General features: G+C 69.6%; 18 protein-coding genes. 12 read left to right on the top strand and 6 right to left on the bottom strand.

Translation table 11 applies throughout. The features are described from left to right. Positions 1-67: 67 nt before the first annotated feature. Positions 68-664: a DUF6461 domain-containing protein gene (locus tag ACIRS4_RS10725; protein WP_404192979.1), complete on the top strand. Its 597-nt coding sequence runs from the start codon at positions 68-70 to the stop codon at positions 662-664. A 106-nt stretch (positions 665-770) separates the two neighbouring features. Here the strand turns inward: ACIRS4_RS10725 and ACIRS4_RS10720 are convergent, their stop codons facing one another. Next, complete coding sequence (locus tag ACIRS4_RS10720) at positions 771-2207, bottom strand: amino acid permease (protein WP_404192976.1); 1437 nt, start codon at positions 2205-2207, stop codon at positions 771-773. A 228-nt stretch (positions 2208-2435) separates the two neighbouring features. Then, on the bottom strand, positions 2436-3791 hold the full coding sequence (locus ACIRS4_RS10715; RefSeq protein WP_404192974.1) for a glutamine synthetase family protein: 1356 nt from the start codon (positions 3789-3791) through the stop codon (positions 2436-2438). 267 nt (positions 3792-4058) lie between these two features. On the opposite strand from ACIRS4_RS10715, the gene ACIRS4_RS10710 reads away from it, so the two are divergent. The 9 genes from ACIRS4_RS10710 to ACIRS4_RS10670 all read left to right on the top strand — a co-directional run bounded on the left by ACIRS4_RS10710 (position 4059) and on the right by ACIRS4_RS10670 (position 14121). Next, entirely contained in the window at positions 4059-4634 is a 576-nt protein-coding gene (locus tag ACIRS4_RS10710) for a MarR family winged helix-turn-helix transcriptional regulator (protein ID WP_404193115.1), read from the top strand. A 217-nt stretch (positions 4635-4851) separates the two neighbouring features. Beyond that, on the top strand, positions 4852-6321 hold the full coding sequence (locus tag ACIRS4_RS10705; RefSeq protein ID WP_404192971.1) for an aldehyde dehydrogenase: 1470 nt from the start codon (positions 4852-4854) through the stop codon (positions 6319-6321). Further along, on the top strand, positions 6314-7249 hold the full coding sequence (locus ACIRS4_RS10700) for a 3,4-dihydroxyphenylacetate 2,3-dioxygenase (protein ID WP_404192969.1): 936 nt from the start codon (positions 6314-6316) through the stop codon (positions 7247-7249). The genes ACIRS4_RS10705 and ACIRS4_RS10700 overlap by 8 nt, the downstream gene beginning before the upstream one ends. 11 nt (positions 7250-7260) lie before the next feature. After that, entirely contained in the window at positions 7261-8106 is an 846-nt protein-coding gene (locus tag ACIRS4_RS10695; protein ID WP_404192966.1) for a fumarylacetoacetate hydrolase family protein, read from the top strand. A gap of 43 nt (positions 8107-8149) precedes the next feature. Then, a complete protein-coding gene (locus ACIRS4_RS10690; protein ID WP_404192963.1) occupies positions 8150-9514 on the top strand; it encodes a pyridoxal phosphate-dependent decarboxylase family protein in 1365 nt (454 codons plus the stop codon). 160 nt (positions 9515-9674) lie between these two features. Next, the gene (locus tag ACIRS4_RS10685; RefSeq protein WP_404192961.1) at positions 9675-10481 is read left to right on the top strand and encodes an acetoacetate decarboxylase family protein; all 807 of its coding nucleotides are present in this window, start codon (positions 9675-9677) and stop codon (positions 10479-10481) included. Positions 10482-10501: 20 nt separating this feature from the next. Beyond that, positions 10502-11992 (top strand): aldehyde dehydrogenase, encoded by a 1491-nt coding sequence (locus ACIRS4_RS10680; RefSeq protein WP_404192958.1) that lies wholly within the window; start codon positions 10502-10504, stop codon positions 11990-11992. Next, on the top strand, positions 11989-12696 hold the full coding sequence (locus ACIRS4_RS10675) for a gamma-glutamyl-gamma-aminobutyrate hydrolase family protein (RefSeq protein ID WP_404192955.1): 708 nt from the start codon (positions 11989-11991) through the stop codon (positions 12694-12696). The genes ACIRS4_RS10680 and ACIRS4_RS10675 overlap by 4 nt, the downstream gene beginning before the upstream one ends. A gap of 144 nt (positions 12697-12840) precedes the next feature. Beyond that, positions 12841-14121, top strand: coding sequence for a multidrug effflux MFS transporter (locus ACIRS4_RS10670; RefSeq protein ID WP_404192952.1), 1281 nt, complete (start codon positions 12841-12843; stop codon positions 14119-14121). 824 nt (positions 14122-14945) lie between these two features. Here the strand turns inward: ACIRS4_RS10670 and ACIRS4_RS10665 are convergent. From ACIRS4_RS10665 to ACIRS4_RS10655, 3 genes are all read right to left on the bottom strand, one after another. Continuing rightward, entirely contained in the window at positions 14946-15911 is a 966-nt protein-coding gene (locus ACIRS4_RS10665; protein ID WP_404192949.1) for a pirin family protein, read from the bottom strand. Positions 15912-15978: 67 nt separating this feature from the next. After that, a complete protein-coding gene (locus ACIRS4_RS10660) occupies positions 15979-16425 on the bottom strand; it encodes a hypothetical protein (protein WP_404192946.1) in 447 nt (148 codons plus the stop codon). 41 nt (positions 16426-16466) lie between these two features. Next, positions 16467-16952: an ATP-binding protein gene (locus ACIRS4_RS10655; protein ID WP_404192943.1), complete on the bottom strand. Its 486-nt coding sequence runs from the start codon at positions 16950-16952 to the stop codon at positions 16467-16469. Positions 16953-17113: 161 nt separating this feature from the next. Between ACIRS4_RS10655 and ACIRS4_RS10650 the strand changes: the two genes are divergently transcribed. Further along, entirely contained in the window at positions 17114-17344 is a 231-nt protein-coding gene (locus tag ACIRS4_RS10650; RefSeq protein ID WP_404192941.1) for a DUF397 domain-containing protein, read from the top strand. A gap of 122 nt (positions 17345-17466) precedes the next feature. Then, on the top strand, positions 17467-18387 hold the full coding sequence (locus ACIRS4_RS10645; RefSeq protein ID WP_404192938.1) for a helix-turn-helix domain-containing protein: 921 nt from the start codon (positions 17467-17469) through the stop codon (positions 18385-18387). 4 nt (positions 18388-18391) lie between these two features. On the opposite strand, the gene ACIRS4_RS10640 is transcribed toward ACIRS4_RS10645, so the two are convergent. Beyond that, positions 18392-19210, bottom strand: coding sequence for an SAM-dependent methyltransferase (locus ACIRS4_RS10640; RefSeq protein ID WP_404192935.1), 819 nt, complete (start codon positions 19208-19210; stop codon positions 18392-18394). Positions 19211-19403: the final 193 nt, after the last annotated feature.

The following is a 19403-nucleotide window of genomic DNA, read 5'->3' as shown; positions in this document are numbered from 1 at the left end:
GCAGCCTTGTCACTCCTCTTCGCTAGGGTGATCACTCAGGCATAGCCCTTAGGGGAGGATAAGCGTTGTGAGTGGCGGCATTCAGCGGCTTGTAGAGCAGGATGACTGGCAACACGACGTGATTTTTGCGCGAGGCATCACGCCCGAGGAGCTGGGGCTGCGTATGGGGGGCCCTCGGGGTTCGGTCGTTTCGCCGATCACCGACGCCGAGGCATGGAACATGGTGCTTGACCTGGCGACCGACGACGATGATGTCGTGCGCGTCGGTGCGCAGGGTGGGTGGTCCTTCGCCGTTGAGTACGGGCTGGGGAACGGTGCAGAACGGCTGGCCGACATTTCCCGGAGCGGAGCTGAGGCGGTTCATCTCGCCCCATCGGTGGACCATCCGCCGCGGATGTTCTCCTATGCAAGAGACGGTGTGGACGTCTGTAGCTTTGGAATTGGCGAAGAGGTCTGGCGGTGGGGCGATCAGCCTGACCTCCTGCTGCCTGAGCTGGTAGCGGCCGGTGTGTTGCACTCCGACGGCGCGTACGCCCGACCAGAAGGCGAGTCCTACCGGGACCGAGATCGTCACACACTGGGGCTCATAGAGACCCGGTTCGGTCTTTCCCTTCCCCGTGATGTCTGGGAGAGCGAGCGTCTACCGGCCTTCGTCATCGCCTGAGTGCCAGCCAGCTTCAATATGGCGGATTGTCATGGCGGTTGAGCGAGGGCGAGGGTGCCTAAGAGGGCATCTGATCAGCGTTCATGCTGATGTGAGTGACTGCGTGTTACGGCTCGACCTGCTTCTTCGCCCAGGCGGTGCGTATGGCTGCGGCGAGCAGGATGAGTGCGGTGAGGGCAGCCGTGGAGAGCAACTGGGTGCGCGCGTCGGGCTCGGTGCACATCAGAGCGAGGACGCCGGTCATGCCGGCCAGGGCGGTCCAACTCAGCCAGGGGTGGCCCCACATGCGCACGGTCGGCGTCCGGCCGGGCGTATGTGCGGTGGTCTGGCGCAGACGCAGCTGGGAAAGGGCGATGGCGATCCAGACCACGAGGATGATGGCGCCGATGGTGTTGAGGAGGAAAGGCAGGACGCGTTCTGGGGCGAGGAAGTTGAGAATGACGGCGATGAAGCCGAAGGAGACGGAGGCGAGGACCGCGCGCCGGGGGACACCGCCGCGGGAGACGTGCAGCAGGCTCTGGGGGGCGTCACGGCGCTGGGCGAGGGAGAAGGCCATGCGGGAGGCGCCGTAGAGATTGGAATTGAGGGCGGAGAGCAGGGAGGTGAGGACGACCGCGTTCATCAGGCCCGCGGAGGCGGGGATGCCGATGCGCTGCAGAACGTTGACGAAGGGACTCGTGGCGGCGGAGGCGGAGTTCCAGGGCAGCAGGAGCACCATGAGGGCGACGGAGCCGATGTAGAACAGCAGCAGCCTGACGATGACGGTGCGGGTGGCCTTGGCGACAGCCTGGGATGGGTTGGGGGACTCGGCTGCGGCGATGGTGACGAGTTCCATGCCGCCGAAGGAGAAGATGACCGCGAGGAGCCCGGTCAGCACGCCGCTGATGCCGTGCGGGAGGAAGCCGCCGTGGGTGGTGAGGTTGGTCAGGCCCACGGGGTGGCTGCCGGGCAGCAGACCGAAGACGGCGAGGGCGCCCAGGATGAGGAAGGCGACCACGGCGGTGACTTTGATGGCGCCGAACCAGAACTCGAACTCACCGAAGTGGCCGACGTTGAAGAGGTTGACGGCGGTGAGGACGGCCATGAAGGCCAGGACGTAGGCCCACTGGGGTACGGCCGGCAGCCAGCTGTGGGCGATGGCGGCCGCTCCGGTGGCTTCGGCCGCCACGACGACGACCAGCAGCCACCAGTACAGCCAGCCGACGGTGAAGCCGGCCCAGCGGCCGAAGGCCTTCTCGGCGTAGACGGAGAAGGATCCGCTGTTGGGCTGGGCGACGGCCATTTCCGCGAGCATGCGCATGACGAGGACCATGAGCAGGCCGGCCAGTGAGTAGGAGATCAGGATGCCGGGTCCGGCGGTTTGGATGCCCGCTCCGGCGCCGAGGAAGAGGCCGGCACCGATGGCGCCGCTGATGGCCAGCATGGTGACGTGGCGCCGTTTGAGGCCGGTGCCCAGGACGGGGCCGCCGGGCTGGGGACAGTCCTCGTCGGGTGAGTCTGACGGGTGGGATGTGCTGCTGTCGGTCGGCGTACGAAATGCCATGTGCGGAGTCCTTCGCAAGGGGTGGGCTGACGTACGGACACGGCACCCCGCTGCGACGGGGTGTGTCGAAGGCCCGGCCCGCGCAGTGCGGCGGGGCAGGGAAAGAGCGCGGAAGGCATGCCGAGGCTGCGCTTCGGCGACGGTCGGCCTGGAGGGAAGCAGGTGAAAGGAGGGTGAGGCGCCGAGCAGGCAGCGGCACCAGGTGGTCGAACGGAAAGCGGTGCGGTGTCAGTTGATCTGGGCGTACTCGCGGAACTCCCAGTCGGTGACGTGCTTGTGGAAGCGGGCGAGTTCGTCGCGCTTGAAGGTGAGGAAGGCGTCGACGAAGGACTTGCCGAGGACGTCGGTGAGCTGGTCGTCGGCCTGGAGGGCGTCGAGGGCTTGGCCGAGGTCGGTGGGCAGCTTGGCCGCGGCGCCGGTGTCGGCGGCGTGGCCGGTCGCCGGTGCGGGGGGCTCGGTGGCGGTGGTGATGCCGAGATGGATGGCGGCCAGGAGGCTGGCGATGGCGAGGTACGGGTTGGCCGTGGCGTCACCGAGGCGGACTTCCAGCCGGGAGGCGCCACCGCGCTCCGGCGGGATGCGCACCATCGCGTTGCGGTTGTCCAGGCCCCAGTTGATCAGCCAGGGGGCGGTGGTGTCCGGGCCGAACCGCTTGTAGGAGTTGACGGTGGGGTTGAGCAGCGCGGACAGAGCCGGAGCGTGTTCGAGAACGCCGGACAGGGCGTGGCGGGCCGTGGCCGAGAGGCCGTGGGCGTCGTGGGGGGCGTCGAAGATGTTGGTCCCGTCCGCGTCGACGAGAGAGACGTGCAGGTGGAATCCCGAGCCGCCGCCGTCATTGAACGGCTTGGCCATGAACGTCGCCAACCGGCCCTCGGCGCGGGCCAGTTCCTTGATCGCGGCCTTGAACCGGAAGGCGCGGTCAGCGGCGTCCAGCGCTTCGGAGTGGTTGAGGTTGATCTCGAACTGTCCGCCGTCGAACTCGCGGTTGCCGCCGCTGACGTCCAGGCCGAGCGCGTGCAGGGCGCGCGCGGTGCGCAGGAGGTGTCCGTCCGGGTCGGCCCGGCGGCCGGTGGTGTAGACGTTGCCCGGGGCAGGGGCGTAGCGCTTCCACCCGGTGGGCGTGTCGGCGTCCGGCTCCAGCAGGACGTATTCCAGTTCCGGGCCGACGACCGCGGTCAGGCCCATGTCGTGCAGACGGGTGAGGATCTGGCGCAGCAGGTCCCTGGGTGATTCGGGCACGCTCCGGCCGGTGGCGGGGTCCCGGACGTCGCCGATGCACCAGGCCACGTTCGGCTCCCAGGGCAGCGGGACGACGGTGTCCAGGTCCGGGCGCACCAGGACGTCGGGCATGCCCGCCTCCACGCCGCCGGCGATGTCGGAGTGATCGCCCAGGGCACCGGTGTGGTAGACGGCGCGGCTGAAGGCGAGGCCGTGTCCGGCCGCGTGCGGCAGATGGTGCAGCAGGATGTCCCGGCTGCGGTCGGAACCCATCAGGTCCGGGTAGGCGACGCGGAGAACATCGATCTTCTTGGCGTCCAGGGCTTCCATCGTCTGTCGGACCTTGGGGTCTGTGTGGGCGCTCAAGGGATGCTCCAGTGGTGCGGCGATGAGTTGCATTCTGTCTGATTTGCCCGCGCGAAACTGTGCGGCTTCATGGCTGTCGGTCACGTCAAGGGAATCATTTGATGCCAAACGATAAGAGTCGGCTGCACCGCCCACAAGGTGTCAAACGGATTCTTTGCCGATGCTCACCCGTGGCCGAAGGCCACCGGCCGACACGCCGCGGGATACATTTGGCCGCAAATGAACCTGTCGGCGGCCCCGCGCCGCCCCGACGCCGAGGAGGAGCCTGTGCCCGGGCCCCGCCGATCGATCAACGAGACCGAGCAGGCCATACAGAAGCGGCTGGGCGGCCTGACGCTGCAGCGCGAGGCCATGGCGGCGGTGGGAAACATCCACCGGGCCGCCGCGGCCGTCCGCAGCCATCTGGAGAACTCGGTGCTGCGTCCGCACGAGCTGACGTGGACCAGCTTCGTCGTGCTGTGGGTGCTGTGGATCTGGGGCGAGGCGGAGACCTGGTCGGTGGCGGAGGAGGCGGGCATCTCCAAGGGGACGCTGACCGGCATTTCGCGCACCCTCGAGTCGCGCGGCCTCGTGGCCCGCTCGCCCCACCCCGAGGACCGCCGCCGGGTCCTGCTCTCCCTGACCCCCGAAGGGGAGGCGCTCATGGAGGACCTGTTCCCGGCCTTCAATGCGGAGGAGGCGTTCGTCTCCGCCCCACTGAGCCCCGAGCAGTGCCTCCAGCTCGCCGACAGTCTGCGCGCCGTCGTCAGCCGGCTCGAGGAGCACGGCGAGCAGCGCCGGCGGGAGCTGCTCGCCGGTGAGGACCTGGCCCCGCGGCGATCCGGCCGTCGCCCGCGCCCGTAGTCGCGCCGTCGGGCCCCCGGCCTCCCGCGACGCGCCCGCCCCCGGGAGTCGCGCTCACCGCCAGAGACGGTGCGTGCGCCCTCCCGGATGTCGGCCCGCTGCCGTGGCAGGGTGACCTTCCCCTTAAATGTTTGGGCCCAAATGAAATTTGGGGCAACCCTTGACATCGCCATGACTCGGCTGTTTATTTGGGGCCAAATGAAATGGAGGTGGGGACATGACCCGCGAGCCCCAAGCAGCTGTCATCGCCGGTGTCACCGTCGACACCCGGCACTGGATCGGTGGCGAGCGCGTCGCCTCGGCCGAGACGTTCGCCGACATCTCGCCGATCGACGGCAGCGTTCTGGGGGAGATAGCCCGGGGCACCGCGAGGGAGACCGCCGCCGCGGTGGCCGCCGCGAAGGCCGCTTTCCCCGGCTGGGCCGCCACCTCGCGCGCCGAGCGAGCCCGGATCCTGCACGCGATCGCCGATGGCGTGGAGAAACGGCTGGAGGACCTGGCGATCGTCGAGACGTGCGACAACGGCGCCCTGCTGCGCTCTCACCGGCGCGGTGTGATGCCCCGGGTGGCGCACAACTTCCGCTTCTTCGCGGACTGGTTGCTGACACTGGACCACGAGGACTTCGAGACCCGCGGTCACACCAACCACGTCAGCTGGGACCCGGCGGGCCCCTGCGTGCTGATCACCCCGTGGAACGCACCGCTGATGCTGGCCACCTGGAAGATCGCCCCAGCCCTCGCGGCCGGCGACACGGTGGTCCTCAAGCCCGCCGAGTGGTCCCCGCTGACCGCCTCGCTCCTCGCCGACATCGCCGCCGAGGCCGGGCTGCCCGCCGGTGTCCTCAACGTCGTCCAGGGGTACGGCTCCGAGATCGGCGACGCCCTGACCTCGCACCCGAACGTACGCCGCATCAGCTTCACCGGCTCCGTGCCCACGGCCAAGCGGATCTCCGAGTCGGCCGCCGCCAACCTCACCCCGCTCAGCCTCGAACTCGGCGGCAAGTCCCCGCTGCTGATCTTCGCCGACGCCGACCTGGACCTCGCGGTCGACCTGGCGGTGGAGCAGTACGACAACGCCGGCCAGGTATGCCTGGCCGGCACGCGGCTGCTGGTCGAGGAGCCGATCGTCGAGGAGTTCACGCGCCGCTTCGTGGACAGGGCGAGCACTCTGAAGCAGGGCGACCCGCGCGACGAGGCCACCGACATCGGCCCCACCATCCACCCCCGGCAGTCGGAGAAGATCGACGGCTTCGTGCAGCGGGCGCTCGCGGCCGGGGCCCGCGCGGTCATCGGCGGGCACCGCGAGGACGGCCAGTACTACGCGCCGACCCTGCTCACCGATGTCGCCCAGGACTCGGAAATCGTCCAGGAGGAGGTCTTCGGCCCGGTCCTGACCCTGCAGACCTTCGCCACCGAGGACGAGGCCGTGCGGCTGGCGAACGGCACCCGCTTCGGGCTGGCCGCCACCGTCGCCACCGGTGACCCGGAGCGGGCCGAGCGCGTCAGCGGTCAGCTGGTCGCGGGCACGGTGTGGATCAACTGCTTCTTCGTACGGGACCTGCAGGCGCCCTTCGGCGGCTCCCGCCACTCCGGTGTCGGCCGTGAAGGCGGCACCTGGAGCTTCGACTTCTACTGCGACCTGAAGAACACCGTGATCGCGCCGAACGGATGGACGAACCATGGGTGAGATCATCGGGGCGGGCCTGCTCGCCCACGTCCCCACCATCGTGCTCCCGAAGGGGGAGCGGCTGGAGCTGAACGAGGGCAAGGAGATCACCCTCGTCACCGGCCTCCACCAGCTCCGCAAGGACGTCTTCGAACGAGACGACTACGACACGGTCGTGGTACTGGACTCCCACTGGGCCACCACCGTGGAGTTCGTGGTGACGGCGCAGAACCGGCGGGCAGGGCTGTTCACTTCCGAGGAGCTACCCCGCGGCATGTGTCGGATGTCGTACGACTTCCCCGGCGACCCCGAGCTCGCCCACAACGTCGAGATGTTCGCCGACAAGCACGGCACGTTCATCACGGCGATCGACGACGCGTACCTGCCGATCTACTACGCGACGATCAACCTCTGGAAGTTCCTCGGCGAGGGCCTGCCCGACAAGCGGTGGGTGACCATCGGCGTCTGCCAGACCGGCGACATGGAGGACCACCTCCGCCTCGGCCGGGCCCTGGCCGACGGGATCGCCGCCACCCCCGGCCGCAGGGTCCTCATCATCGCCTCGGGCGCCCTCTCGCACACCTTCTGGCCGCTGCGTGTGATCCGGGACCACGAGGCCAGCGACCCCGGCCACATCTTCACCCCCGAGGCGCGCGCGGCCGACGAGGAGCGCATCGCCTGGTTCAAGGAAGGCCGCCACGGCAAGGTCCTCGACACCATGGACGAGTTCTGGAAGTTCAAGCCCGAGGCGAAGTTCTTCCACTACCTGATGATGGCCGGCGCCCTCGGCGAGCAGGCGTGCGTGGCGAAGGCCCGACAGTACGGCGAGTACGAGAACTCCGTCGGCACCGGCCAGGTCCACCTCTGGTTCGACCGCCCCGCCGACGGCTGGACCGGTACCGGCCTGCCCGCGTCCCCGTCCCCACGCACCCCGCACAGCCGTTCCTAGAAAGGCCCGCCATGCCCGAGTACCGCCGCATCCTCCTCGACGGCGCCGCTGTCCAGGTCACCGTCGACGGTGAAGAACTCGTCGCCGGGGACGGTCGCCGTGTCCGGACGGAGGAGGCCCGGCACCTGCCCCCGGTCGTTCCGTCCAAGGTGATCGCCGTCCACCTCAATCACCGCAGCCGGGTCGACGAGTTCGGGATCGATCTCCCGGCCACCCCCACCTACTTCCACAAGCCGACCTCGTCCCTCAACTCCCACAAGGGTGCGATCGTCCGCCCCGAGGGCTGCAAGTGGCTCAACTACGAGGGCGAGGTCGCCGTCGTCATCGGCAGGACCGCCCGCAACATCTCCCCGGCCGAGGCGGGCGAGCACATCGCCGGTTACACCATCGCCAACGACTACGGCCTGCACGACTTCCGCGACACCGACGCCGGCTCCATGCTCCGCGTCAAGGGCTCCGACACCCTCTGCCCCCTCGGCCCCGGCCTGGTCACCGACTGGGACTTCCACGGCAAGGCGCTGCGCACGTACGTCAACGGCAAGGTCGTCCAGGACGGCTCGACGGACGAGATGCAGTGGGACATGCACTATCTCGTCGCCGACATCGCCCGTACCATCACCCTTTACCCGGGGGACGTACTTCTGTCCGGCACCCCCGCCAACTCTCGCCCCGTCCGGCCCGGCGACATCGTCGAGGTCGAGGTCGAGGGCCTCGGCCGCCTTACCAACCACATCGTCACCGGCCCGACCGCCATCCGCAGCGACGTCGGCGCCCAGCCCACAGAGTCCGAGGAAGTGCTGTCCACCGCCCTCGGCGGCGACTGGGAGTTCCGCGGCATCCGCCCGCCCAAGCGCTGAGCCCGAACGACGTCGATATGTGAGATGACGAAGGAGTGACGAGATGGATCTGAACAAGTGGCTGGCCGAGGCGGTCGCGTCGAACGCCGAGTGGGCGACGGCCTTCGGCGCCTTCGACCCGCACCCGGCGCTGGCCGTGGACGACAGTAGGTTCGGCGCCGCGTTCGAGGTCTTCACCGAGCGGCTGAAGGACAACTACCCCTTCTTCCACCCCCGCTACGCCGGCCAGATGCTCAAGCCGCCGCACCCGGCAGCCGTGGTCGGCTACCTGACCGCGATGCTGATCAACCCCAACAACCACGCGCTCGACGGCGGGCCGGCCACCGCTGCGATGGAACGCGAGGTGGTCCAGCAGCTGGCTGCGATGTTCGGCTACGACACCCACCTCGGGCACCTGACCACCAGCGGCACCATAGCCAACCTCGAAGCCCTCTTCGTGGCCCGCGAACTGCACCCGGGCAAGGGCGTCGCCTACAGCACCGAAGCGCACTACACACACGGCCGCATGTGCGGTGTCCTGGGGATGGAGGGCTTCCCCGTCCCCACCGACGACCTCGGCCGCATGGACCTGGACGCGCTGGAGGAGCTGCTGCGCGGCGGCAGGGTCGGCACGGTCGTCCTCACCACCGGCACGACAGGGCTCGGCGCGATCGAGCCGGTCCACGAGGCGCTGGCGCTGCGCGAGCGGTACGGCGTGCGCATCCACGTCGACGCCGCGTACGGCGGGTTCTTCACGCTGCTGGCCGGCGCGGACGGCCCCGAGGGCCTGCCCGCCGAGCCCTGGCAGGCCGTCGCCCAGGCCGACTCCATCGTCGTGGACCCGCACAAGCACGGTCTGCAGCCCTACGGCTGCGGAGCGGTCCTCTTCCGCGACCCTGAAGTCGGCCGGTTCTACCTGCACGACTCGCCGTACACGTACTTCACCTCCGACGAACTGCACCTGGGCGAGATCAGCCTGGAGTGCTCCCGCGCGGGCGCGGCGGCTGCCGCACTGTGGCTCACCTTCCAGCTGCTGCCGCCCACTCGCGAAGGACTGGGCCAGGTACTGGCGGCCGGCCGACGGGCGGCGCTGCGCTGGGCGGAACTGATCGAGCACTCCGAGCACCTGGATCTCTACCAGCCCCCGCACCTCGACATCGTCAGCTACTTCCCGGTGACCTCCGACGCTTCGCTGTCGCAGATCGACGCGGCCAGCAACCGGATCCTGCAGGAGGGCATGGCCGACAGCCAGGACCCGGTCTTCCTCAGCACACTCCGGGTCGGCGCCGAGCGCTTCACCGCCCGCCACCCGAAGATCACCGCGGACACCGACAGCGCGCGGATCCTGCGCAGCGTTCTGATGAAGCCCGAATCCGAGACGTACGTCGAGGACCTGCACCATCGGCTGGAGCAGCTCGCCCGCTCCTGACCGCCCCGGGCGTCACCGGCTCACCGCGGCCCGGCCGGTGGTGAGACGGAAGCCGGGCGCCCGCCCCGACCTCACGCGACGGCGCTTCCCTTTCCTCCGTCCGCCGCGACTTTCTCAGGTGGCGTGCCTGCCCCTGCTGATCTCTCTGGAGCGTGACGACATGTCCGGTGTCCGTGGCTACTTCCACCCCAAGACTGCGACGGGCGCCTCGTCGCTGATCCCCTCCCCGCCCTGGCGCTACTCCGGCGACCTGCTCACCGTCGAGTACCGCACCGACCCGGCCCGGGTACGGGAACTGCTGCCCGAGCCACTTGAGTTGGCCGACGAGGACCCCGGTGCGGTCGCGCTCATCTGGGCCGACTGGCAGTCCTGCTCAACCACCGGCGCCGAGCTGCTGGATCCGGTGCTCGCCCAGTACAAGGAGGCGTTCGCCGTCGTCCGCTGCAAGTACCGGGGCCAGACCTACACCCGCTGCGTGTACATCTGGGTCGACAAGGACTTCGCGATCGCCCGAGGACTGCACCAGGGCTACCCCAAGAAGCTCGGCTCCATCCACCAGACCCGCCCGCACCCCTACGGGCCCGCCCCGCGGATCGAGACCGGCGCACGGTTCGGCGCGACCCTCGCCGCCGCCGACCGGCGCCTGGCCCAGGCCGTGGTCACTCTGCGCGAGCCCTCTGAGACCAACGGCTTCGTCAACGCCCACCCGATGGCCCACCACCGCTGGCTGCCCTCCATCGAGAAGGGCAAGGGCCTGGCACTCGACGAGCTGATCGAGACCGGAGCCGCCTCCTTCGAGGGCGGCCGGCCCTGGGTCGGCGACGCCGAGCTGGAACTGTTCGAGGCACCCACCGAGGAACTGGCCCGCCTGGAGATCCGCGAGCCGATCGCCGCGTACTACCGCCAGGTCGGTGTCGTTTGGGACGGCGGCCGACTGCTGGAGTCCGGCACCTCCGGCGCCGAGTAGAGAGCAATACGGAGACACCCATGCGCCACCTCACCCATGAGGAGGTGCTGGCCCGGGCCAAAGAAGTCGACCTGCCCACCCAGCACCTCATCGACGGCCGGGCCGAAAGCGGCAGTGGAGCCACGTTCCCCGTCGTCGCGCCCCGCGACGGACAGATCCTCGCCCACGTGGCCGATGCGGGCGCGGCTGAGGTCGATCTCGCGGTCGCGGCCGCACGTCGCGCCTTCGGCTCCGGCCCCTGGCCACGCCTGGCCCCCGCCGACCGCGGCCGGATCCTGCTGCGGATCGCCGAACTCCTCGAAGAACGACGCGAGGAACTGGCGCTGACAGTCAGCCTGGAGATGGGCAAGCCCATCACGGACGCGTACGACATCGAACTGCGCGCCGTCATCAACACCTTCCGCTGGTACGGGCAGCTCGCCGACAAGCTCACCGACGAGTCCCCGCACACCGCCCCCGACGCCCTCGCCCTTGTCACCCGCGAACCCACAGGGGTCGTCGGCGCGGTCGTACCGTGGAACTTCCCGCTCACCCTGGCCGGCTGGAAGATCGCCCCGGCCCTCGCCGCGGGGTGCACCGTGGTCCTGAAGCCGTCCGAGTCGTCCCCGCTGTCCGCATTGCTGCTGGGCCGCATCGGCACCGACGCCGGACTGCCCCCCGGCGTCCTCAACGTCGTCACCGGCGACGGCCCGACCGCCGGGCGGGCGATCGGCCTGCATCCCGACGTCGACGTCCTTGCCTTCACCGGCTCCACCGCCGTGGGCCGGCACTTCCTGCGCTACTCCGCCGACTCCAACCTCAAGCGGGTCTGGCTGGAGCTGGGCGGCAAGTCGCCCAACATCGTCCTGCCTGACGCGCCCGACCTGGAGCAGGCCGCCGCCACCGCCGCCTGGGGCATCTTCTTCAACCAGGGCGAGATGTGCACCGCCCCGTCCCGGCTGCTCGTGCACTCCTCGATCGCCGAGCAGGTCACCGAGACCGTCGTGCGGCGGGCGCGCGAACTGAAGGTGGGCGACCCCCTCGACCCCGCGACCGAGATGGGTGCCCTGGTCTCGGAAGCCCACCTGGACCGCGTCCTCGGCCATATCGCCACCGGCCGGGCGGAAGGCGCCCGACTCCGCGTCGGCGGGGAGCGCACCCCGACCGCCATCGGCGGCAGCCACCTCCAGCCCACCGTCTTCGACCGTGTCGACCCCGGCATGCGGCTGGCCCGCGAGGAGATTTTCGGCCCCGTCCTGTCCGTCCTCACCTTCGACGACCTCGACGAGGCGGTACGCCTGGCCAACGCCACCGAGCACGGCCTCGCCGCCGGCCTGTGGACCTCCGACCTGTCCACCGCCCATCAGGTTTCCCGCGCGCTGAAGGCCGGCACGGTCTGGGTCAACTGCTACGAGGAGGGCGACCTGACCGTGCCCTTCGGCGGCATGAAGCAGTCCGGCAACGGCCGCGACAAGTCCGCCCACGCCCTGGAGAAGTACACCGAGCTCAAAACCACCTGGATCCAGCTGTGACGCGCCCGCTGATAGCCATCCCGGCCCGCTTCGCCGCCACCACCTCCGCACTGCGGTACGCCGCCGAGGTCAACGCCCGAGCCCTCGTCGAGGCCGTCTGGCGAGCCGGCGGCGAACCGGTGAGCATCCACCCGTCCGACCCCGCCGACACCGACGTCGCCGCCCGGCTCACCCGCTTCGACGGCGTCCTCCTCCCCGGCGGCGGCGACCTCGCCCCGGACCGCTACGGCGCAGTGGACGCTCACGCCAGCGTCTACGACGTCGACGACCTCCAGGACGCCTTCGACCTCGAAGTCGTCCGCGTGGCCCTGGAGACAGGGCTGCCACTGCTGGCGATCTGCCGCGGCCTCCAGGTCGTCAACGTCGCCCTCGGCGGCACCCTCCACCAGGACATGGGCGGCCCCGACCACGAGCACCGCCATCTGCTGCACCCGGTCACCATCCGTCCTGGAACGCTGACGGCGCAGGCGTTGGGCGCCGACAAGATCGAGGCATCCTGCTATCACCACCAGCAGGTCGACCGCCTGGGCGACGGCCTGGCCGTGGCCGCCACAGCCGAGGACGGCACCACCGAAGCCCTCGAACTACCCACCGCACGAGGCTGGTTCGTGGCAGTGCAGTGGCACCCGGAGGACACCGCTCACCAGGCTCCCTATCAGCAACACCTGTTCGACGCCCTGATACGTCATGCCCACCCCTGCTGACCAGCCTGGATGGAGCTGCGGCAGCTCGCCGCCACGCGAGGACGCTCGAGGCGCCGCGCCAGTCCTCGGCGTCGAGGCGACGGCCCCACAAGACCTCGGTACTGGAAGCACGGCGCGGAGCCGCCTCGGTCGCCGGCCGACAAGGTGCGGTCGTGGCGAGTCCGGGCGTACCGCTCCGCGCCGCTCCCGACCGGCACCGGCCCGCCCCGGAGGATCGGCGTCCTGATCGCGGTTCTCGGCGCGCTCACCGCCGTGGCCCCCTTGGCCACCGACATGTACGTGCCCGGCTTCCCCGAGCTGGGGCAGGCCCTGCATGCGAGGGAGTCGGCCGTACAGCTGTCCATGACCGCCTTCCTTGCCGGGCTCGTCCTGGGGCAGCTGGTCATCGGGCCGCTCAGCGATGGCCTCGGACGCCGCCGCCTGCTCCTGCCCGGTACCGCGCTGTTCGCCGTGCTGTCTCTGGTGTGCGCGCTCGTCCCCGACGTTCAGACGCTGATCGCTGTGCGGTTCCTGGAGGGCGTCGCCGGGGCTGCCGGAATGGTGCTTGCGCAGGCAGTGGTCACCGACTGGTTCCAAGGCCCCGAACTTCCTCGCTACTTCTCACTGTTGTCGATGGTGCTGGGCCTGGCACCCGTCACAGCCCCGCTGCTCGGCGGTGCGATCCTGTCGGTGGCGAGCTGGCGGGCCGTCTTCGTCGTGCTCGCGTTCATCGGAATCCTGCTCTTCCTGGCCGCGCTGTTCGGCGTCCGTGAGTCCTTGCCTTCGGAGCGGCGCCGCCAGGGCGGTGCTCGCCTCACGTTCCGGGCCATGGGCCGACTGCTCTGCCACCGCGCGTTCGTCGGCTGCGTGCTGGCCCAGGCGTTCAGCGCCGCGGCGCTTTTCACGTACATCGCCGGCTCCAGCTTCGTCTTCGAGAACCTGTACGCGATGTCCGCGACGAGGTACAGCCTGATCTTCGCGGCCAACGCGGCGGGCATGGTGCTTGCCGGTTGGGTTTTCGGGGCTCTCTCCCGACGTCTGCCGGTGGGGGCACTGCTCACGGCCGGCGTTGCGGTAGCGCTCGCGGGCGCGCTGCTGCACGTGACTCTGTTCGCCGCGGGCGGCAGCGGTCTGGCAGCCACCTGGGCCTGCCTGTTCATCTCTCTGTTCGGCATCGGGATCGTCTTCCCGGCCAGTATGTCCCTTGGCCAGTCACTGGGCCGGAAGGCGTCCGGAGCCACCTCGGCGCTGCTCGGCGGGGTGGAGTTCCTCTTCGGCGCCCTCGCTTCCCCGCTCGTCGGCGTGCTCGGCACCGGCAGTCCCCTGCCGATGGCGTTCATCATGCTGAGCGCCCTGCTCTGCGCCGCACTCGCGGTGGTATTCCTGACCCGTCCTTGGCGGGCGCACGGCGCACTGCCCCGGGAACGACGGGCCGTCGCCTCCTGAGGTGGCATCCGGCCCGGGCAGGCAGGCCAGAGTGATCCGCGCACGGTGCCCGGCCACCCGCAGGCCCCCATTCCTGCCCAGGAGGCCGGCAGGGCGCCCGCGCCCACCCCTTCATGCGTGCGCGATGCGTGAGCGGACGGGCCGGCACGAGGCGCGACAAGCGGGATTTGAGCACGAAGCCGCGTGGCGCCGACCAGGCCAAACACCACGATGTGGCAGCCCCGACCACCATCCGGCAAGGATTCGATCCGAGCAATAGTCAAGAGTTGTGGGTGAGAGGCGGTCAAGTCTTGCGGCTCCAAGACATGAGGTGTAGCTGAACCATGTCGCGCTGGGTGCCGAGGTGGGTGGGATGTGGTGGCTTGGCCTGTATGGACGTTGTGCAGGGTGTCGACGTCGGCTGGGACGGAATTGGTAGGTGTTGCGCAGTGGCAGAACGCCAGGACGCGTCACGCGCTGCCTTTGTGGGGGTCCCATAACCGGAGGCGTGAGGTCAGCATGGTTCCGAAGAGGGTGGGGTTCCGCACTCACTCAGGGAAGGGAGCCCTGCCGGCGGGCTCGCGGATCGAGTTGGAGAACGCGGTGGTGAGAGGGGTGCGGGAGTGCGAGCAGAGCTCCCTGCAGATACCTGACTGCATGTCAGTAAAGTCAGCAAAGGGTCAGCATCAGTCCGACCAAAGCTGACTACGGCTGGCGAAACCTGCACCTTGAGGTGGGGTGAAACGAGGGGCGCGAAGGGGGTTTGCTCGCTTGATCTGAGTGAACCGGTCGAGGTGTGCTCCCCTTCGCCCCGCAAGGTGTGCGCCGAGCAGGAAACTGCCTGCTCAGCGCACTCGACCCCGTGGTTTCAGCGGCACCGGAGGCAGCTCCGGGGCAGGCAAAGGATCCCCGTCGTAACCCTTCACGACTCCAAAACGCGACCCGCTCATCCAGTCCTCCCGGGCCTGTTTGATATCGTCCTGCGTACGCCCGACGAAGTTCCACCACATGATGAGCTCCTCCGCGAAGGGTTCGCCGCCCAGGAGCATCAGGCTTGCGTCGGACTCGGCGCGCAGCGGCAACTCCGTTCGGCCGCAGCCGAGGTAGAGCATCGAGCCCGGCAGTACCGGCACGCCGTCCACATGCACCTCGCCGGACATCGACAGCACGCCGTACTCGAAGTCGGGTACGAGGGGCAGGCGGACGTCGGCGCCGTGGGCGAGGGTCAGGTCGGCGCCGACGATCGGGGTGTACGCCGTGCCGGGGGAGACGGAGCCGTCGAGGTCGCCGAGGATCACCGTGGCGGTGAGGCCGGGAGCTGTGACCCCGGGCAGGTCGGCGTGGTGCTCGAAGTGGGGCTCGGTGTGCCGGTGGGCGTCGGGCAGTGCCACCCACAGCTGAGCGCCGTGCAGGAACCGCGCGTGTGCCTTCGGGCTCTCCTCGGAGTGGCTGATCCCGCGCCCCGACGTCATCAGTCCCAGCTCGCGCGGGCGGATCGTCTGGAGGCTGCCCGTGGAGTCGCGGTGCAGCACCTCGCCCTCGTGCAGCCAGCTCACCGTCTGCAGACCGATGTGCGGGTGCGGCGGGACCTGCATGCCGGGCTCGTCGGCGATGTCGTCCGGACCGTAGTGGTCGACGAAGGCCCAGGCGCCGATCATGCGGCGGCCCAGGTTGGGCAGCAGCCGGCGTACCTCGGTCGCCTCTCCGAGCTTGACGTGCCGGGGGTTCAGCAGTTCGCGGACGGGCTCGGCGACGACGAATCCGCGGCCGCCGCACACGCTCGGTACCGGCGCGCGGTCAAGGTTGCTCATGGCGCCCAACCTAGCGCCCGCCGTGCCCGTGCGCCGCACCCCGGGCCCGCTCCTCCCGCGTTCCGCTTCAGCGGCCGCCCAGCGTGGCCGCGAGGTCCTCGCTCGCGCGGACGATCTCTCCGTCCGTCTCGTCGAGCAGTTGGCGCAGGACGGCGCTCTGGGCGTGGACGGCGTGCCGGGCGTCGCGTTCCCACTGGACGTAGTTGTCGCGGCGGCGCAGCAATTTGGGGTAGGCGGTGGCCGTGGTCTCCCACTGTCGGGCGACGGCGATGCTCTTCAGCAGATGCAGTATCTCGACGCGGCAGGTGACCTGGGGGAGCCGGACGAGTTCCCACAGGAAGGGCACCGTGGCCGCAGTCGCCTGGCCGACGACGAAGCCGTACTGGCAGATGCGCTGGCGGAGTTGGCCGAGCGCGGGCCCCGCGGTGTCGGCGTCGCCGCGGGCGACGGTGGTCAGCAGGGTGGGGATGGCCTCGGCGGAACCGGTGGAGTCCTTGATCTCGGGCCACGGCACGTGTCCCAGGTCCTCGAGCGGTACGGGTCTGTTTATGGCAGTCATGTCAGTGGTGAGGGACGGGTCGGCAGCATGGCCCAGACGGTCTTGCCCACGGGGGAGCGGCGGGTCCAACCCCAGTGCTCCGACAGGGCTTCGACGATGTGCAGTCCGCGGCCGTGCTCCAGCAACGGGTCGTCGGCGTGCGCGTACACCGGTGGGACGTCGCTCGGGTCGGTGACGGCGCACACCAGGTGGTGGCGGCGCAGGCTGAGTCGAAGCCGTGCGCCGGCGGCTGCGCCCTGCCGCTCGCCCGTCGGCTCGGGCAGTTCTGCCAGGGCGTGCAGGACGGCGTTGGCGGCGAGTTCGGTGACGACGGTGAGCGCGTCGTCCGCGCGGTGCTTCAGGGACCAGGCGTCCAGCGTGCGGTGGGTGAAGTCCCGGGCCTCCGCGAAGCCCCTCCGGCTGCCCGTGAGGTGCAGCACGGCGGTTCTGGGCGACGAGTCGCGTACTGGCTCATGGTTGCGGAACTGCGCAGGTGATGACACGGCATCTCCCTGGGGCATCTGAGGCGACGTCAGGACGGTACGGCTGCACGCAACGCTGGACGGAACGGCTGAACTGCGGTTGACGACATGGTTATTATCCACGCTGACGATGGCCTCGTGCAATTTCACGGGAAATTGCGCGCAAGTCCGAGGAGAGTGCAGTGTCGTCAGTGCCGAACGGAGTGCGGGCGAGCGAGCTGGGCGTCCGCTGGATGAAGAGCAGTCACAGCAACGCCGAGGGCAACTGTGTCGAGGTGGCGGCCCTGGAAGGGGGAGGCGTCGCGATGCGCAACTCCCGTGATCCGGAGGGGCCCGCGCTGATCTACACGCCGGCCGAGGTGGCCGCGTTCCTGGCCGGGGCCAAGGGCGGGGAATTCGATCACTTGCTCTGAGGGGGAGTGGTGCGCCTGCCTCGGACCCGGTGCGGAGCACGGTCAATTCCGTCGAGGAGTGCGGCCGGAGGTCCCGGGGTGCGATAATGAGCTTGTCGTCTGCCGGTCCACGGGGAGTCAGGATGCCTGCCGAGTCGCCTCGCGTCTCCCGTCTCGAACCCTATCTGAACCGGGCCGAGCCCGCCCCGACCTTGCTGAAAATGCTGGTCGGTGTGCAGTTGGCGGGCATCCGGGAGGACGCCGGCCTCTCTCAGGAGCAGGCCGCGCGCAAACTCGGTTTCAGTCCGGCCAAGTTGTCACGTATCGAGGCGGGCAAGGGTCGTCGTCCGCCCGCGGAGGCCGACGTCCGCGCCCTGCTCGGCCTGTACGAGTGCGACGAGCACGAGGGCGCCGTACTGCTGCAGTTGCTGCGGCAGGCGGGGGAGCCGGGCTGGTGGCAGCGCTACGACAAGCGGCTGATGCCCGAGTGGTTCGACCGGCTCGTCGGGCTCCAGGAGGCGGCGACGGCGATCCGGACCTTCGAAATCCAGTACGTCCCGGGCCTGTTGCAGATCCCCGCGTACACGCGCGCGGTCGTGGAGCGCGGGCTGCCCATGGCGTCCCACCGGGAGGTCGAGCGCCGGGTGGAGTTGCGGACGCGGCGCACCGAGCTGCTCGGCCGGGCCGACGCGCCGCAGGTGTGGGCGATCCTCGACGAGTCGGTGCTGCTGCGCGTCCTCGGCAGCCGTGAGGTGATGCGCGAGCAGCTCGCCCACCTCGTCAGGATGGCGCGGCTGCCCCATGTGACCGTCCAGGTAGTGCCGTTGGACGTCACCCACGCCTCCGCTCCGGCCCTTCCGGTCACCTACCTCCGGTTCGGTGGCGCCGACCTGCCCGACGTGGTCTACCTCGAGCAGATCAGGAGCGCCACGTTCCTGGAGGACCGGGACGAGACGGAGGAGTACCGGGTCTCACTGGACCGGCTGGCCGACGAGGCGCTGGACCCTCGTGACTCCTTGAAGCTGCTCACGGAGACGATGGACCAGCGCTACCCCGGCTCCTGACCCGTCACGGAAGCCGGCCGACTCCGCCGAACTCGATCCACTCCTGCGTCAGCTGACGGGGCGCCACCTCGGTGTCGGGGCGCCACGTGGAGACCTCCACCAGCCCCGGAGGAAGGATCTCCAGACCGTCGAACAGCGCTGCGACGTCCTTCTCCTCGCGCACCCGGCCCCAATGCCCCTGTGTGGCCTGGTCCATGAAGTTCGTGACGAAGTCCCTGACCTCGGGGTCCTCGCTCACGAGCTGACACATCACCAGGAAGCTGCCGGGAGAGAGGCGTTCGGTCACACTGCGGGCCACCGCCTGCGGGCCGTCGGTCTCGCTGTCCGGGATGCAGTGGAACACCGAGTTGAACAGCACGGCGACCGGCTGGGAGAAGTCGATCAGGCGCTCGGTGTCGGGGTGGGTGAAGATCGCCTCGGTCTCGCGCAGGTCCGCGTGGATGACGGTGGTGCGCTCGTCCTGCTCCAGCAGGGCCCGGCCGTGCACGAGCACCATCGGGTCGTTGTCCACGTAGACGACGTGCGCGGTCGGGTCGACGCGCTGCGCGACCTGGTGGACGTTGTCCTGCGTGGGCAGGCCGGAGCCGTGGTCGAGGAACTGCCGGATGCCGTGCTCCTGCGTCAGCGTGCGGACCACCCGCTGGAGGAATCGCCGGTTGTTCAGCGCGAGGGCTCGGGTGCTGGGGACGACCTTGTCGAGCTCCTCGCAGGCGGCGCGGTCCGCCGCGTAGTTGTCCTTGCCGCCCAGGTAGTGGTCGTACATGCGCGCAGCGGTGGGAACCGTGGCGTCGATCGACGTGGACAGCTGCTTGCCAGGCTGCATCTCTTCCCCCAGATCCGAGCCGTGCCGCGGACCGGCGCGGTCGACAACACATCCTAGGGAAACGGCAATTGGCGATGCCACCCCTTGATCTACGGTTCCCCTGAAGGCGGGACTCGGGTGGGGCCGTGGAGTGATCATCTGGACTGGGTGTCCAGAGGTTGGATGTGTGGTCTAATCGGTGCTCGGTGAAGTA

It is taken from the genome of Streptomyces sp. NPDC101166, assembly GCF_044768125.1.
Lineage (GTDB): Bacteria > Actinomycetota > Actinomycetes > Streptomycetales > Streptomycetaceae > Streptomyces.
Note: the sequence above shows the minus strand (reverse complement) of the source record. Positions and strands in the feature narration are given on the sequence as shown.

Coding starts and splice junctions, on each gene's coding strand:
- ACIRS4_RS10720 (WP_404192976.1), bottom strand. CDS start 2,207: ATGGCATTTCGTACGCCGACCGACAGCAGCACATCCCACCCGTCAGAC.
- ACIRS4_RS10705 (WP_404192971.1), top strand. CDS start 4,852: ATGACCCGCGAGCCCCAAGCAGCTGTCATCGCCGGTGTCACCGTCGAC.
- ACIRS4_RS10700 (WP_404192969.1), top strand. CDS start 6,314: ATGGGTGAGATCATCGGGGCGGGCCTGCTCGCCCACGTCCCCACCATC.
- ACIRS4_RS10695 (WP_404192966.1), top strand. CDS start 7,261: ATGCCCGAGTACCGCCGCATCCTCCTCGACGGCGCCGCTGTCCAGGTC.
- ACIRS4_RS10690 (WP_404192963.1), top strand. CDS start 8,150: ATGGATCTGAACAAGTGGCTGGCCGAGGCGGTCGCGTCGAACGCCGAG.
- ACIRS4_RS10685 (WP_404192961.1), top strand. CDS start 9,675: ATGTCCGGTGTCCGTGGCTACTTCCACCCCAAGACTGCGACGGGCGCC.
- ACIRS4_RS10680 (WP_404192958.1), top strand. CDS start 10,502: ATGCGCCACCTCACCCATGAGGAGGTGCTGGCCCGGGCCAAAGAAGTC.
- ACIRS4_RS10665 (WP_404192949.1), bottom strand. CDS start 15,911: ATGAGCAACCTTGACCGCGCGCCGGTACCGAGCGTGTGCGGCGGCCGC.
- ACIRS4_RS10645 (WP_404192938.1), top strand. CDS start 17,467: ATGCCTGCCGAGTCGCCTCGCGTCTCCCGTCTCGAACCCTATCTGAAC.
- ACIRS4_RS10640 (WP_404192935.1), bottom strand. CDS start 19,210: ATGCAGCCTGGCAAGCAGCTGTCCACGTCGATCGACGCCACGGTTCCC.